12 protein-coding genes are annotated in these 15464 nt (G+C 59.3%); 9 read left to right on the top strand and 3 right to left on the bottom strand.

All coding sequences use genetic code 11. The features are described from left to right. Nucleotides 1–20 precede the first annotated feature (20 nt). The 3 genes from ACMUVN_RS22065 to ACMUVN_RS22055 all read right to left on the bottom strand — a co-directional run bounded on the left by ACMUVN_RS22065 (nucleotide 21) and on the right by ACMUVN_RS22055 (nucleotide 5067). Complete coding sequence (locus tag ACMUVN_RS22065) at nucleotides 21–1808, bottom strand: PAS domain-containing methyl-accepting chemotaxis protein (RefSeq protein ID WP_132575443.1); 1788 nt, start codon at nucleotides 1806–1808, stop codon at nucleotides 21–23. A 219-nt stretch (nucleotides 1809–2027) separates the two neighbouring features. Beyond that, a complete protein-coding gene (locus tag ACMUVN_RS22060) occupies nucleotides 2028–4211 on the bottom strand; it encodes a DUF1217 domain-containing protein (protein WP_132575445.1) in 2184 nt (727 codons plus the stop codon). A gap of 208 nt (nucleotides 4212–4419) precedes the next feature. Continuing rightward, a complete protein-coding gene (locus tag ACMUVN_RS22055) occupies nucleotides 4420–5067 on the bottom strand; it encodes a TetR/AcrR family transcriptional regulator (protein WP_063473686.1) in 648 nt (215 codons plus the stop codon). A 163-nt stretch (nucleotides 5068–5230) separates the two neighbouring features. On the opposite strand from ACMUVN_RS22055, the gene ACMUVN_RS22050 reads away from it, so the two are divergent. The 9 genes from ACMUVN_RS22050 to ACMUVN_RS22010 all read left to right on the top strand — a co-directional run bounded on the left by ACMUVN_RS22050 (nucleotide 5231) and on the right by ACMUVN_RS22010 (nucleotide 15439). After that, entirely contained in the window at nucleotides 5231–6112 is an 882-nt protein-coding gene (locus tag ACMUVN_RS22050; protein WP_132575447.1) for an EF-hand domain-containing protein, read from the top strand. A gap of 324 nt (nucleotides 6113–6436) precedes the next feature. Continuing rightward, nucleotides 6437–7729: a flagellar hook protein FlgE gene (locus ACMUVN_RS22045; RefSeq protein ID WP_047619723.1), complete on the top strand. Its 1293-nt coding sequence runs from the start codon at nucleotides 6437–6439 to the stop codon at nucleotides 7727–7729. Nucleotides 7730–7742: 13 nt separating this feature from the next. After that, complete coding sequence (gene flgK / locus ACMUVN_RS22040; protein ID WP_132575449.1) at nucleotides 7743–9203, top strand: flagellar hook-associated protein FlgK; 1461 nt, start codon at nucleotides 7743–7745, stop codon at nucleotides 9201–9203. A gap of 2 nt (nucleotides 9204–9205) precedes the next feature. After that, on the top strand, nucleotides 9206–10252 hold the full coding sequence (locus tag ACMUVN_RS22035; protein ID WP_132575451.1) for a flagellar hook-associated family protein: 1047 nt from the start codon (nucleotides 9206–9208) through the stop codon (nucleotides 10250–10252). Nucleotides 10253–10262: 10 nt separating this feature from the next. Next, a complete protein-coding gene (locus ACMUVN_RS22030; RefSeq protein WP_063473689.1) occupies nucleotides 10263–10637 on the top strand; it encodes a hypothetical protein in 375 nt (124 codons plus the stop codon). A gap of 153 nt (nucleotides 10638–10790) precedes the next feature. Continuing rightward, nucleotides 10791–11684 carry a DUF6502 family protein gene (locus tag ACMUVN_RS22025; RefSeq protein ID WP_132575453.1) on the top strand — a complete coding sequence of 298 codons (894 nt, stop codon included), beginning with the start codon at nucleotides 10791–10793 and terminating at the stop codon, nucleotides 11682–11684. Beyond that, nucleotides 11681–12754: a DUF5666 domain-containing protein gene (locus ACMUVN_RS22020; protein ID WP_063473691.1), complete on the top strand. Its 1074-nt coding sequence runs from the start codon at nucleotides 11681–11683 to the stop codon at nucleotides 12752–12754. Before ACMUVN_RS22025 ends, ACMUVN_RS22020 begins: the two co-directional genes overlap by 4 nt. A 188-nt stretch (nucleotides 12755–12942) precedes the next feature. Continuing rightward, complete coding sequence (locus ACMUVN_RS22015) at nucleotides 12943–13191, top strand: hypothetical protein (RefSeq protein WP_047619707.1); 249 nt, start codon at nucleotides 12943–12945, stop codon at nucleotides 13189–13191. A 430-nt stretch (nucleotides 13192–13621) separates the two neighbouring features. After that, complete coding sequence (locus tag ACMUVN_RS22010; RefSeq protein ID WP_097596216.1) at nucleotides 13622–15439, top strand: methyl-accepting chemotaxis protein; 1818 nt, start codon at nucleotides 13622–13624, stop codon at nucleotides 15437–15439. The last annotated feature ends 25 nt before the right edge of the window (nucleotides 15440–15464 follow it).

The raw sequence follows: 15464 nt of genomic DNA, 5'->3' as shown, positions 1-15464 counted from the left end.
ACAGCAATTTTCTGGGTTGATCAGAATTCTTCCCAATCAGACTTCAGCGCGGCGGCCGCCGACCCGCGCTGGACGGACGCGGCGGGCGAGGTACGAACAACTTTCAAAGCCGTCGGTGCGGGCACATGACGATCCGCCTGCGTGGATGAAAGTCTCGATCTCGGAGCATCGTCGAAACGGAACTGTTCAAGAAGCTTGAAAAGTGCGGCGGCCTCGCGTGCGAGGCCATGGCTCGCAGCCGTCTGTTCCTCGACCATCGCGGCATTCTGCTGCGTTCCCTGGTCGACGGTGTTGATGGCCTGGTTGATCTCGCCGAGCGCCGTCGATTGCTCGCGCGCCGCCTCCACGATCGCCGTGACATTGGTGTTGATGTCGTGAACCTGACTGGCGATTTCCTGAAGCGCGGATCCGGCATTCGTGACGAGGGCGACGCCCTTTGCGACGTGAGAACCGGAGGCTGTAATCAGGCTCTTTATCTCCTTTGCAGCTTTCGCCGACCGCTGCGCCAACTCCCGGACCTCCTGAGCAACGACCGCAAAACCCTTGCCGGCCTCCCCTGCCCGTGCCGCCTCTACGCCGGCATTGAGCGCCAAGAGGTTCGTCTGGAAGGCAATCTCATCGATGACGCCGATGATATTGGAAATTTCGCGCGACGAGGTTTCGATCTGGTCCATCGCTCCGATCGCATCACGAACCACCTGGCCGGAATGTTCCGCATGGTCTTTGGTGCGGGAGACGAGTTGACCGGCCTCCTCGGCGCGGCGGCTCGAATCCTTGACCGTCGTCGTGATTTCCTCAAGGGCGGCCGCCGTCTCTTCGACGGATGCCGCTTGCTGCTCGGTACGCTTTGCCAGGTCGTCGGCGGCGGTGCGGATTTCGTTGGAACCGGCCGAGATCGCCTTGGCATTTTCGGCCACCGTTGCCATCGCGTCCTTCAACTTTTCCGAAGCGCTGTTGAAGTCGGTGCGCAGCCGTTCCAGCGAAGGAATGAAAGGCTTCTGGATCGTCTGCGACAGGTCGCCATCTGCAAAATTCGTCAGGCAACGGGCGAGCTGTTCGACATTCTCGACACGCGCAGTGACATCGGTTGCGAACTTCACGACTTTGAACACTTTGCCGTTCAGGTCGAAGATCGGATTATAGGAAGCCTGGATGTAAACCTTCCGTCCGCCCTTGCCCACACGCATGAATTCGTCGGCAACCAGTTGGCCGCCCGCAAGTTTCCGCCAGAATTCCTTGTAGGCCTCCGACTTGGAATAGTCGCCTTCGCAGAACATCGAGTGATGCTTGCCCTGGATTTCGGCAAGCGAATAACCAAGAGCGGTCAGGAAATTGTCGTTTGCGGTCAGGATTTCGCCGGCCGGCGTGAATTCGATGATCGCCTGAGCCCGGGACAATGCGTCGATCTTGCCCGCATGCTCGGCAGATATCAGCTTCTGCGCGGTGATATCGGTTGCAATCTTGATGACCTTGACCGGCTTCCCGCGACGGAACACCGGATTGTAGGACGCTTCGATCCAGACCTCGCGCCCGCCTTTGCCGAGCCGTTTATACTGTCGTTGATCGAATTTTCCTGCTGACAGCTTCGTCCAGAAAGCCTTGTATTCTGCCGAGGATGCATAGGCAGTTTCGACAAACATGCTGTGATGTTTTCGGACGATCTCCCTCAACTCGTAACCAAGCGCCCTGCAGAAGTTTTCGTTTGCGGTGAGGATTTTGCCCGACAAATCAAACTCGATCATGGCTTGCGAATTCGATAGAGCCGCCAGAACAGCGACAGCATTTGCACCACGATCAAGAATATTCACTCGCAAATCCTCCTAGATTCATCGCTGTCGATCCAGCCATTTTGCGAATATTCGCTCATGCTCATTAACGGGGATTTAATTATGAATGTGACGTGCAGTATAATTTATTTTCAACCAGCGCTGCATTCATCAGGCGCATCCGGGGGCAAAGACAGCCGGCGGCCCGCCCTGCCGCGGGCAGCGATGCAGCCTCCCCGGGAACGGCGCACTGCGGGCCGCTCAGCTGCTTTTCAACTGCGCCACCGCAAGCAGCGTGTCAGCGCTTATTGTCGACGAGCCGGTCAGGATCGAAAGGGCTGACGACGTGGTGCCCGTACCGTTGGCCATGTCATACATGGCGGTGAAGCGTTGGATCAGATCGTCGACTTTGTCAGGATCCGACAGATCCTCCATGTCGATGAAATTGTTGACCATCTCGGCTTGCTTCTCGACGTCCATATTCGAGACGTAACTGGACAGGTTGAAGGTCGTCGTAAAGAACTCGAAGAGCGCGCTGTCGCCCAGAATATCATAGGCGTTCGAGATCTCCGGCGCCTTGCGTTCGAAATAGAGGGCAAGGCGCACGCCGGTGTTGCTGTCGCCCTGATCGTCTTCGAGCGTCAGCCTGACATAGGAGTCGATCGTTTCCAGCACGTCGCCGCGCTGCTGCACGGTCCCGGTCGGATCGGCGGAAATATTGCCGTCCTGATCGAAATTGAACGAGCCGACGAGTTCGGCGAAACGATTGTCGTCCTGCTTGTTGACATAACTATCTTCGTCGTCGAGATCGGAAGAGAACATCTTCTTCAGTTCGTCCGACGTGACATCGTCCGGATCGAGCCCCTTCGCCTCAAGCGCGAAGCTAACCAGGCGATCGTCGGCCAGGAATTCGCTGGCCGTCGTGATCGTCGCCATCTGCTCGCGAAAATAGGTGATCTCGTCATTCGCCGCGTCGGTCGCCTCGGTCAGCTCGTCGCCTTCAAGGTATCGGATCTTGTTCTGCTTGTAATAGGCGGCGTAGTCGTCGACGACGGATTCCGACATGGCCTGCAAGGGAACGGTGACGTCGCCATTGTCGTCGAAGTTGAATGCTTTGCGAAAGGCTACGAACCGGTCGTCCTTCAGGCTGTTGACATAGCTTTTCGAGTCCGTGGGATCGCTTTCGAGAATTTTCCGGACCTCGCTTCTCGAAACGCTGTCGGGGTCTATATCATAGGCGCGCAACGCCATTTCCCACAGTTCGGGGAGATCGTCGTTGTCGTCATCGTCGTCATCGGCATTCGACACGAGGAAATCATCGATCGAGGTGACGCTGGCGATGCGCGTCGTATAGTTGTCGGTGGCGTCTTCCGTGCTGGTATTGGCGACCAGCACTTCATAATTTTCATCGAAGGCTGCCGTGGTCGTGGCGGTCTGGTCCGAGGTCTGGGCGGTGTCGCCATCGGCAAGCGCGCCGTCCTCGTCGAAATTGAAGGCCTCGTGCAGGTCGGACAAGCCGATCGCTTCGGCGATGTCGGCGCTTTTCAGGGCCGCCGAAATGTAGCTGTCGGATTCGTCGTCGGAAAGACCGTAGGCAATCCTGAGATAGCCGACCAGCTTGTCGTCGCTCATCAATTGGTCGACGGAGGTGATGTTGCCAATTTCAGCAGCGAAATAGGTGTCGGAGGCCTCCCCGGTTTCCGTGGACGCGGTCGTCGACGAGGCCACCGCATAGCCACTCGTCACCAGCGAGATCTGGTCTTCCGACATCACATCGCCGTCGGTCGAGCCATCCTCGTTGAAGTTGAAGGCCTTTGCCAGGCTGACATAGACGTCGTCGCCGAGCTGGTTGACGAAACTGTCGGCATCATCCAGATCGCTCGTCAAAACCTGCTTCAGGAAGCTGCTGGACGTGTATTCGGTGCTGAGGCCGAAGGCCGTAAGCGCATAGTTCTTCAGTCTGGAGCTCGACAGGAAATCATCGACCGAGGTGATCGACGAGATATTCTCTTCGAAATAATCCGTCTCATCCGTGATGTCGTCCGCCTCGGTGTCGAAGGATTCCTCATAGGCATCGAGCAGATTGTCCCGCTGCACGTCTGACTGCGCCGTCTTCGTCTCGCCCCCGAATTTGAAGGCGGCGGCGAATTCGGCATAGCGGCTATCGCTCAAAGTGTTGGCGAAACTCGATGAATCGCTGAGGTCGCTTTCCAGCACCTTCTTCATGAAGGCCTTGGCATAGGTCATGTCCTCTAGCCCGTATGCCTTCATGGCATAGGAGTAGAGTTTGTAATCGCCCATGAATTCATCGACCGTCGTGACCTTGTCGATGTTTTCCTTGTAGTAGTCACTGTCGCGGGAAACCGTTGCCTGTGAAGCCACACTCGAGAGACTGGCGCTCAGATTTCTGGCGACCGAGAGGTAGCTCACATAGGTGGAAACCAACGCCTGTCCCTTTCATGAGCATGCGCGCGCGAAAGCCTGCCGGCCGCCACGGTTGAAACTTTTCATGTTTGCTGAGATGTTGCCGCCGTTCATGGCGCTGACGGACCGCATTCATGCGGCCGAATCAATTTAATAGAACCACATGGTACTATAATTCTTCGAAAATGCAACAGGACGTCGAAAGCCGAGGGATCGCGGCTTTATCGGGTCACGCGGCGCCGACGCCCGCGGCAAAGATTGCAATGCAGCGCCGGAGATGGGCAAGCAGTGCCGCCCGGTCGGGCCAGGCCTGAGCACGCCCTTCCGGCGGCCCCATGCCACCGAAGATCATATCCATCAGCATGCGGGCTCCGCTGGTCGGATCATCAAGCGACAGCCTGCCTTCGGCCCTGCGGTCGCTCAGCCAGTCGGCAAGCTGCTGCCGGCTGGCACGCATGCCTTCGCGCTGCAGAATGTCGACGAGTTCGGGAAACTGCCCCGCTTCGCGAAAGACGAGTTGCAGGAAACCGGCACGATCGGCATCCTTGTCCTCATCCATGTCGATCATGAAGATGCGTTCAAGGCTCTCGGCGATCGAGAGATCTTCTGGAGGCCGTGGCAGGTCGAGCATCATGCGCCGATGAGCACCGACCACGGCGGCAAACAGCTCTTCCTTGCTCTGAAACAGCTTGTAGAGCGTCTGTTTCGAAACACCCGCCTCGGTGGCGACGACCGCGGTCGTGCTTCCGGCGTAGCCGTATTTTACAAAAACGCGGCGGGCAATCTCGACGATATGCACGCGCTTGTCATCATCGCTGGAGACTTTCGGCCGGCCCCGTTTGCGCGGCTCATCTGCGGGATCGTCGGCAACATCCATGATGATCTAGACCGCCTCATCGAAGCACAAGCCGACGCCCGCAGAAAGGAGACTACGATTTCTGAGGGACGATTTTTTCGGTTGTGGCATTAGTAATTTCGATTTAGAGAACTCATCAGTTCTGTAATGCGTTGCATCCCCACCCTCTAGCGATGGAGCGCTTATGACGACCATTTCCGCCGCAACGTCAATGTCTTCCTATTCCTATAGCAAGAGTTCGACGTCAGCGTCCCAGGACGTCCTATCCTGTAATACGGTTTCGGCAAAAAAATCAACCACAACCCAGCAGCTCAGCGAAGACGCGGCCAACAGCGCTGAGAAACTCATGTCGCAGTTGATGTCGCTGACGATGAACGGCCTCGCCGATCAGTCCGCTTTCAGCGAGCAGCAGGACGGCGGCGCAGACATGGACGTTGCGCAGCTGGACAGCGACGGCGACGGCTACGTCAGCAAGGCCGAGTTCGTCGCAGCCCGGCCGTCCGATGTGTCGGAGGATCAAGCCGGCACGCTGTTCGACAGCTTCGACAGCGAAGGTGCCGGCTCGCTATCGGTCGATGCGCTGACCGAAGCCATGTCCGCCCAGCAGTCGGAACGTGCCGAGGGGCCGCCACCCCCGCCACCTTCCGACGATGACGATCTTGCATCCCTGCTCTCCGATCTCGATACCGACGGCGACGGGCAGGTAAGCAAAGCCGAATTCGTTGCAGGTCGGCCGTCCGATGTGAGCGAGGAGCAGGCCGGCACGCTGTTCGACAGCTTCGACAGCGAAGGTGCCGGCTCGCTATCGGTCGATACGCTGACCGAGGCCATGTCCGCTCAGCAGTCGGAACGTCCCGAAGGACCGCCGCCGTCGTCCAGTGACGATGACGATGACCAGTTTGCATCCCTGCTCTCCGATCTCGATACGGATGGAGACGGGCTCGTGACACTGGACGAATTCATGGCGGGTAAGCCGGACGACGTCACCGAAAGCCAGGCGAGCCAGCTCTTTAGTCTGCTCGACACGTCGGGCACCGGTTCATTGTCTGCACAGTCCACGAGCTGACGGTCGTTAAGCCGTCGCCATTGCGGTCGCTGGAGGATCTGCACTGAGACGGTTTTAAAGCGACCCGGCAGTTGAGCCGGCAGAGCCTTCAGTCGGGTCGCTTCCGAAATATGGAAATGTTGAAGTGTGCGCCGTCACAGGCGCACGGATAACCAGCGCGCGGATGAGCCGAAGCGCCTATCGCCATCACGGGGTCAGTCCAGACAATCAGATCATCGACCGGTGTCGGCTTTTGCACGGCGCCAGCGATGTCGTGCGCCCGCCATCCGGGCTCTGGAAGCCTTTCGTCACATGGCATGTTCCCAAACCTTAAAGGATCGAGCCATGAGCATTTTTGGAAGCATGAAAACCGCCGTCTCCGGCATGAGCGCCCAGGCAAACCGGCTCAGCACGGTTTCCGACAATATCGCCAATGCCAACACCACCGGCTACAAGGCCGTTTCCACGTCCTTCTCGTCGCTGGTCCTGCCGTCTTCGTCGGGCAATTACAATTCCGGTGGCGTTCAGACATCCGTGCGCCAGGCGATTTCCGAACAGGGGGACATCTCCTACACGACCTCCGATTACGACCTGGCGATCTCGGGAGACGGGTTCTTCATCGTGCAAGGTGCCGACGGCACGCCGGTGCTCACCCGGGCCGGCGACTTCTCTGTCGACAGCGACGGCAATCTCGTCAACGGCGCCGGCTACACGCTGATGGGATATTCCTATGATTCCGGCGTGCCGGCGGTGGTCGTCAACGGTTTTGACGGCCTGGTGCCGGTCAACGTGTCCCAGTCGGGATTGAGCGCAGTTGCCTCGAGCAGCGCCTATTTCAGCGGCAACCTGAACTCCGAAGCGACCGTCGTTACCGATACGACGACTTTGCCGAGCGCCAACACGTCTGATGTCACCGACGACACGCAGAAAATGTCGCTGGTTGCCTATGACAGCCTCGGCGCTACCGTCCAATACGACTACTATTTCACCAAAACCGGTGTGACGACGGATTCAAGCGGCGCGGTCACCGGAAGCACCTGGGAGGTCGCGGTTTATCGCAATGCCGACGCAACCACCGGCGGCACCACGTCCTTCCCCTACTCCTCCGACGCCGTCAGCGTCGCGACGCTCTCCTTCGACGCCGACGGACAGCTCACCTCGGCGACCGACACGGATATCGTCGATCCGACGACGGCACAGACGATCACCATGGACTATTCGGATTTCACCCAGCTCGCCTCCGACTTCTCGGCGACGGGCTCGGCCGACGGCCAGGCCGCGAGCGCTGTCAGTGCGGTCTCGATCGGCACCGATGGTGTGGTGTCGGTCTCCTATGCCAACGGCACGACGAAGTCTCTCTACCAGATTCCTCTCGCGACGGTCGCAAGCCCCGACAATCTGACGCTGCTCAGCGGCAACGTCTACACCGCCAACGGAATGTCCGGCGTGACGGTCACCGGCTTCCCGCAGACCAACGGCCTCGGCTCCATCCAGTCCGGCGCTCTCGAAAGCTCGAACGTCGATCTCGCCGGCGAACTGACGGAGATGATCGAAGCGCAGCGCAGCTATACCGCCAATTCGAAGGTGTTCCAGACCGGCTCCGATATCATGGATGTCCTCGTCAATCTGAAACGATAGGGAGGGCGTCGGCATGTCGCTCACCTCCGCCTTAAACAGCGCACAAAGCATCTTCAACAATACCGGCCAGCAAAGCAGCGTCGTCTCGACGAACATCGCCAATGCAGGAAACTCCGACTATGTGAGACGGGAAGCGTCGATCACGACATCCCTTTCCGGCGCGCAGGTCGTCAGCATCAGCCGGGCGCAGGAAACCGCGCTTCTGTCTCAGTACCTGCAGACGAATTCCAAGGACAGCGCCCAGCAAACGCTTCTGACCGGCCTTGAAAGCTTGAAGTCGCTGGTGGGCGGCAATGACTACGAGACCTCGCCAAGCACTTATCTCGCGGCATTCCAGCAGGCGCTCCAGACGTTCGGCACCTCGCCGAGCAGCACGACCGCGGCACAATCGGCCGTCACCGCCGCGCAGGATCTTGCCAATTCGCTGAATACCGCAAGCGACGGCGTTCAGTCGATCAGAACCGACGCCGACGCGGAAATCGCCACGCAGGTCTCGACGCTGAATACGCTGCTGTCGCAGTTCGAGACGGCAAACAACGCAGTCAAACTGGCGACATCGACCGGCGCGGATACATCCTCGGCGCTCGACGAGCGCGAAAAGCTCTTGAAGCAGATCTCCTCGATCGTCGGCGTCAATTCCGTCGTCCGCAGCAATAACGACATGGCGCTCTACACCTCGGATGGCACCGTGCTGTTCGAGACCGTACCGCGCACCGTCTCATTCAACTCGACAGCAACCTATGTCGCGGGAACGGAGGGCAATTCCGTCTACATAGACGGGGTTGCGCTCGACGCCGGCGAAGGATCAACGACCACTGCCTCGGGCAGCCTGCAGTCATTGCTGCAGCTTCGCGACGAGGTCGCCCCGACCTTCCAGGCCCAGCTGGACGAGATCGCCAAATCGCTCGTCCAGATCTTCTCCGAAACCGACGGCAGCACGAGCGCACCCGGACTTTTCGTGTGGACGACAGCGTCGGGCGCAACCGGGACAACGCCGTCCGACACCGACGATATCACCGGGATCGCGTCCACCATCTCGGTCAATACAGCCGTCGTCACGAGCGAGGGCGGCGATGCGACGAAGCTGCGCGACGGAACGATCAGCGGCATCACCGATCTCAATACGTCGGGAGACAGCGGCTTCTCGGACAATCTCGACGCCCTGTACGAGGCATTGACGGAACAGCGCTCTTTCTCTTCCGATGCCGGCCTCTCCACGACGCAAAGCCTGACGGACTATGCCAGCGCCTCCATCGGCTGGCTCGAGCAATATCGCAGCGATGCGACGACTGCCTCCGAAACCACTTCGGCGGCCCTGTCGCGCTCCGACGAGGCTTATTCCAATGAAGCGGGCGTGAACCTCGACGAGGAGCTGACGCTGCTTCTCGACATCGAACAATCCTACAAAGCGGCGACGAAAATCCTGAACGTCATCGACGACATGTTCAAGTCGCTCCTCGACATAGCGAGCTAGTCATGAAAGCATCTTTTGTCTCATCATCGGCGATGCAAAACGTTCTCAAGCTGACCATCAGCCAGTCCCAGTCCAAGCTGCAGAGCGCTTCGACAGAGGCAACGACGGGAACCTACAGCGATATCGGCACGGCCCTTGGTGCCGGCGCTGCAAAGTCTCTCAACCTCACCAGCGCCATCAACCAGGCCGCGTCGTTTCAAACGAGCAATTCCGTCGTCGCATTGCGCATGGACGCGTCGCAGACGGCCCTTTCAAACCTCAAGGATGCCGGCGACAGCCTGGTTTCGAACCTGACCGCGCTTCAGGCGAGCCAGGATACGACGAGTATCGCCGTCGCCTTGCAGACAGCGAGCTCCACGGTCTCGCAACTGATCTCGACGGCGAATACGGCCGTCAACGGCGAGTTCCTGTTTGGCGGGACAAACCTCGACAGCCAGCCCCTGACCGACCAAACTTCCACGGTCTCGGATACGATCGTGACGGCGCTGAGCGACTATGCAACCGGCCTCGGAAAAGACGTGAACGAGCTGACGGGCGAGGAAATCGGCACATTCATCACCGACACGGTCGAGCCGATGTTTTCCGAGAGCGCCTGGACGGACTCTGCAGACGGCTGGTCGACTGCCTCGAGCACCGACATGACAAGCCGGATCAGCGGATCGGAAACCATCACCTCGTCCACCAACGCGAATTCGGAAGGCATGCGTTATCTCGCGCTTGCATCCGTCGTCGTGTCGTCCCTCTTCGGTCAGGATCTCGCATCCGATGCGCAGAGCACCGTTGCATCCAAGGCTATCGCTTATGCGGCGCAGGCAACGGCCGGCATCGTCACGCAGCAAAGCGAGCTCGGCCTCTCGCAGGAGCGGGTCGAAAAGGCAAATGACGCCCTCGACGCTCAATCAACCCTGCTTCAGGGAAAGCTCGTCGATCTCCAGGGCGTGGATGTCTATGAGGCGTCGACACTCGTCAACCAACTGCAAACGCAACTGGAAACGGCCTATACGCTCGTCTCGAAACTCCAGGGGCTGAGTTTGGTCAATTACCTCTGACGGATCTGACATGAAGGAGTTCAAGCGCTTGCAGATACCAGCCTTAAGCAAACAGCCGAGCACGGATTGCTCCGAAATCGTGACGGAAGCCGCCTTCGCGCTCGCTGCCGGCATCATCGATACAATCCCTTTCGTCGGCTGCAAACTCGACGAACAACAGCCGCGGGCATGGCCGCGATCAGGCGTTTTCACCGATGACGGCGTCGAGATGACCGGCACGCCGCCCGAAATATTCGAGCTTTGCGAGCTCTTGGCCGGCCATATCGAGAAAGGCGCGTCATTCGATGTCTTCGAGGTTTTCCACAAGATTGCACGTATCGACCGGCTGATCGACTGGCGCCATGGCGCGGTGCTTTCACCCGAGCCGCATCCGGTAACTCATTAACGGACCACGCTAAATCTCGTCTCGAAGGCGGCGTGACAACGGCCGCGCCGCCCGGGAGCATGCCATAGGCTGGTCTTGCATGTGGCTTGTCCGTTGCGGCAGTCTGGACTTTGCCATAGGGAGATGGAGGGCGACTGTCGAAGTCTGCCGGCAATGGTCTTTCAGGGACCGAGTGTATTGTTGATGTCAAAGCCGCGCGCGAAGCTTCCATTCTCCGAAGAGACCTTGCAGGCCATGCTCGTCCGCGTGCTTCGCCCGCTGATCAAACTCGCTCTCGCCTCCGGCTTCAACTTCACCGCCTTTTCGGCCATTCTTCGCCGCCTCTATATCGAGGTTGCGGAGAACGAATTTACGCTGCCGAACAAACAGCAGACGGATAGCCGTATCTCGCTTCTGACCGGCATCCACCGCAAGGACGTCAACCGGCTGCGTGGACAGGCCCTGACGGCATCCTTTCTCACCGTGAGTGTTTCGCAGACGAGCCGCATTCTTGCGAGATGGCTTGCCGATCCGCTCTATTGCGATGCGGAGGATAGGCCGAGCGCCCTGCCCCGCACATCCAGCGACGGCGGTCCGTCATTCGAAAGCCTGGTGGGCGACATCACCAAGGACGTCCATCCTCGCTCGATCCTGGACGACTGGCTGGACAGAGACATTGTCGTTGTCGATCAGAACGGTTGGATCCAGCTCAACCTCTCATCGATCGTCCCGAATGCCGGGGACGAAGCCCGCCGGCATTATTTTACCCGCAACCTTCGTGACCACGTCCAGGCATCGGTCATGAATCTGATGAACGACCCTCCTCCCTATTTCGAACGCGCCGTTCATTATGACGGGATATCTCCAGCGCTGGCAGCCCGGCTCGACGAGATTGGGCGCAAGGAAGGGATGGCGCTGCTCCTGAAGCTCAACAAGATCGCCCATCAGGCCATCAAGGACGATCCCGGCGGCAACAGCCGCTGGATCACGGGCGTCTATGTCATGACCGAGGAGGGTGACGCAGTTCCTCCGGCAGCAGCCGCTTCCGAGACGGAGACTGACGCATGAGCCCGTCAACGATCTCGAGAAGACAGTTTCTCTTGGGCGGAATAGCGCTCCAGGTTCTGATGCCAGCGATGACAGCCGCGCAGCCGACGGGCACCGGCGATCATGGCATCGGAGGCTCCGGTCTTTCCATTGGAGGTGGAGAGAACGAAGACCACGGTATCGGTGGAACCGGCATCGTCGGGACCATCCAGGGTTTTGGCAGCATCATCGTCAACAACATCCACATACCGTTCAGTGCGACGACGCCGATCGACATCGATGGACGACGCGCGCCTGCAAGCGCGATGAAGGTCGGTCATGTCGTCCGGGTGCTGATGGCAGGAAAGCGTGCTGCCCGCATCGCGATCGTCAGCGAGGTCCAGGGCCGCATCGACGAGATGGGTAAGACCGGGATGACCATCCTGTCGCAAACCGTCGACACGACCGGTTTGGTCACGAAGGGCTTGCGAAAGGGCAAGCGGGTCGCCGTGTTCGGCATCCGCAAACCGGATGGCACCATCATTGCCAGACGCATCGAGCATCGCGCCGTTTCCGATGGCGCCCATGTTCGCGGTGTCCCCGTAAGGAGCGGCAATCGCGTCTTGCTCGGCGGCCTTTCGCTTGGGCAGGCGCAAGCACATTTGGTCGGCAAGCAAACCGTCGTGCGTCTCAGGACGGACGCCAATCGATCGGTCATTATACGCATTCAGGCCGAACCTGTGGTGCCGGGTCTGAAACGAGGTGTCGTCAACGTCGAGACCTTCAAACCCGCAGAAAAGGGCGGAGCTGGCGCAGGACCTGGGGGCTCAGCGCCTTACGGCTCGATGCGAATGTCTCCCGATGGCCATGGATTTGTCGACGTCACCGTTCGCGATTCAAGCAGAATGACGGGCTTTGCGGACAGGCAAGGCCCAGACGGCTTTGGTCCTCGCCCGCCGGATGGTCCTCCAGACGGGCCAGAGCGTGGCCATCCGTCTTTCGGCAGAGGCGGGCCTGGCGGAGATTATCCTGATCCGAACAGGCGGGGTCCGCCGCCGCAAGACCCCTTGCGCCGCGGTCCACCGCCTACGGATCCTCCAGTTCCGCGCTAACGCGCCATCAATCAGATTGACATATGGGAAAATTTCCCATTTATTGCTCTTGCGATTCCTGATTTGGGTTCCCAAGAAGGACTTGCCGATTGTCTATCGGGTTCGCCCCACACCCGACAGACAATCGTTTGATTTTCAATCGCTGCTGACTGCCGAACCAACCCGCCGTCGCCAAGAGGAATCAGGAATTGCTTTTGCTGGAACGCGAACCGGACGTGTCGATGGAAATGAACGAATCGACCGTCGTTGCAACCTGGGAAAACCGCGCGCAAATCATCGAAATCATGAGCAGCGCGCGCCAGACGAGCCAACAATTTCAACATCTTTGGCAGAGCAGCGCCGGAACGGGCCGGCTCAGCCAAGATGATACGGACAAGTTGGTCGAACTGCTCCGCCAGATCAGCGACCTGAATGAAATGCTCATGCGATTGGCCTGAAAGGCTTACCGGCGCGTCGATCGACCCATTCAGAAGCTAACCGCTTGACAACGCTATCCGCGATAACCCCGGCGCCGCGATAGGAAATCCTTGGGCTTCGGTCCGCTCGGCTATGGCGGCTATCGAGCCGTTTTCACGGCGAGCAAGATCACATGCTTTTTGCACTTCGTACGGAAAGCTGAGGGCAGCCAAGCTGATCTCCTTCGCGATGAAGGTGATGTCGCCTTGAGCCATCATGATGGCTGGTGATGGTTTGATACCACCGCTTCAACCTATCAACCCAATTTTGGACGGTTGCCCCAGACCTGAAAGAGCTGGCTAAGCTCCGACCTCATAAGAATTAACCATATTTCAGTGTTCTTGCCAAATAATGCCGTACGTAGATCAGGTCTCTCGAAGTAGAGAGGCCAAAAGTTATTTGGAGACAGTCTTGGCATTCACCATCGCTCGCAGTCTGGTGGCGTTCGGCGTCGCCGTTTCAGTAGGTCTTTTCATGTCGATCGGATTGCAGCAATCGGCGCTCGAACGGCTGAAGGTCAACGGTCCGGTTTACGAGCAGGTCGTCTACGGCAAGGATTTGATTGCCGATATTCTACCGCCGCCGCTGTTCGTGGTCGAATCCTACATGCTCTCCTTCGAGGCGAGCAAATTTCCCGAACTAACAGACACCAATCTTGCCAAGATTGCCAATCTCAAGGCCGCTTACGACGACCGCCGCGCCTATTGGAAAACCACCCGGCTGCCGCAGGCGTTGAAGGACGAGCTTGAAAACGATGTCATCGCCAAGGGCGATGCATTCTGGGGGGTGATGAACCGCGAGATCATCCCCGCCTTGAATGCCAAGGATGAAGACAAGGCGCATGGTGCGATCGAACAGTTGCGCGTTGCCTTCCATTCGCATCAGGATGCGGTCGAGAAACTCGTTGCCAATTCCGACGCCTTCCTGAAGGGCGAGGAGCGCAATGCCGCTTCGGAAATCGTCACCTGGACGATCTATGCCGGTGCTGCGGGTTTCGGCTCGTTCGGCCTGCTGCTGATCGGCCTCTATCTCCTGCGCCGTCGCGCCATCGTGCCGCTCGACGGTATGAAGGCCTATATGGGCAACCTCGCCGAAGGCGATTTTTCGACCGAAGTTCCCTATGCCAACCGTTCCGACGAGATCGGCGCCATGTCCAAGGCCGTCGCGGTATTCCGCCGCAATGCGCTCGAACGGCAGGACGCGCAGAAGCGCGAGACCGCACTTCGCGACGCGGAATTCGAGCGCGAGCGCAGCCAGCTGGCCGAAAAGGCCGCTGAGGAACAGATCCGCGAAACGGTGATCGCCCAACTGACATACGGCCTGGAACAGCTATCGAACGGCAATCTCGATTGCCGCATCACGACGCCCTTCGCCACGGCCTACGAAACTTTGCGCGCAAAGTTCAACGACAGCATGGATGCGCTTTGCGCTTCGATGGCCGAGATCGCCCAGACCTCCAAGCAAGTGGGCAGTTCCTCGTCCGGCATCACCGATGCCGCCGACAGCCTTGCCTTGCGCACGGAACAGCAGGCCGCGATGCTCGAAGAGGCCACAGCCGCGCTCGACGAGATGAATGCCAAGGCGAAAGACGCCTCCGACCATGCCGGCAAGGCAACCGGCATGATGACCGAGACCCGCACCAGCGCCGAACATTCGGCGGCCGTCGTTCGCGAAGCGATCGCCGCCATGGAACGGATCGAAGGTTCGTCCTCCCAGATCGGCGACATCGTCAATGTCATCGATGAAATCGCCTTCCAGACCAATCTTCTGGCGCTCAATGCCGGGGTCGAGGCGGCCCGCGCGGGCGAAGCGGGCAAGGGTTTCGCCGTCGTTGCCCAGGAAGTGCGCGAACTCGCCATGCGCTCGGCCAACGCCGCCAAGGAGATCAGAGCGCTGATTTCCACCTCCTCGTCTCAGGTCTCCACCGGGGTGCAGCTCGTCAACCGCACCGGCAAGGCGCTTCTGGAAATCGAAGGACAGGTCGAGCAGGTTGCCGGTCTGATCGCCCGCATCGTCTCGGTGTCCTCCGAGCAGGCGGTGGCGATCGGCGAGATCAACGCCTCCGTCAACGCTCTGGATCAGGTCACCCAACGCAACGCCGCCATGGCCGTCGAAACCGCCTCGGCCTGCCGGGCGCTCGGCAGCCAGACGCAGACATTGGAAGGGGTCGTCAGCCGCTTTCAGATCGACGCGGCCGCCAGCCCGTCAAGATCGCAGAAAGCGGCCTGACGCGTCCGCGGCAAAGGGAAGGGCC

Source organism: Rhizobium sp. IY2 (assembly GCF_047532935.1).
Classification (GTDB): Bacteria; Pseudomonadota; Alphaproteobacteria; order Rhizobiales; family Rhizobiaceae; genus Rhizobium; species Rhizobium anhuiense.
This window is presented reverse-complemented; position numbering and strand designations above follow the sequence as displayed.

Coding starts and splice junctions, on each gene's coding strand:
- ACMUVN_RS22055 (WP_063473686.1), bottom strand. CDS start 5,067: ATGGATGTTGCCGACGATCCCGCAGATGAGCCGCGCAAACGGGGCCGG.
- ACMUVN_RS22050 (WP_132575447.1), top strand. CDS start 5,231: ATGACGACCATTTCCGCCGCAACGTCAATGTCTTCCTATTCCTATAGC.
- ACMUVN_RS22045 (WP_047619723.1), top strand. CDS start 6,437: ATGAGCATTTTTGGAAGCATGAAAACCGCCGTCTCCGGCATGAGCGCC.
- flgK (WP_132575449.1), top strand. CDS start 7,743: ATGTCGCTCACCTCCGCCTTAAACAGCGCACAAAGCATCTTCAACAAT.
- ACMUVN_RS22035 (WP_132575451.1), top strand. CDS start 9,206: ATGAAAGCATCTTTTGTCTCATCATCGGCGATGCAAAACGTTCTCAAG.
- ACMUVN_RS22030 (WP_063473689.1), top strand. CDS start 10,263: ATGAAGGAGTTCAAGCGCTTGCAGATACCAGCCTTAAGCAAACAGCCG.
- ACMUVN_RS22025 (WP_132575453.1), top strand. CDS start 10,791: ATGGTCTTTCAGGGACCGAGTGTATTGTTGATGTCAAAGCCGCGCGCG.
- ACMUVN_RS22020 (WP_063473691.1), top strand. CDS start 11,681: ATGAGCCCGTCAACGATCTCGAGAAGACAGTTTCTCTTGGGCGGAATA.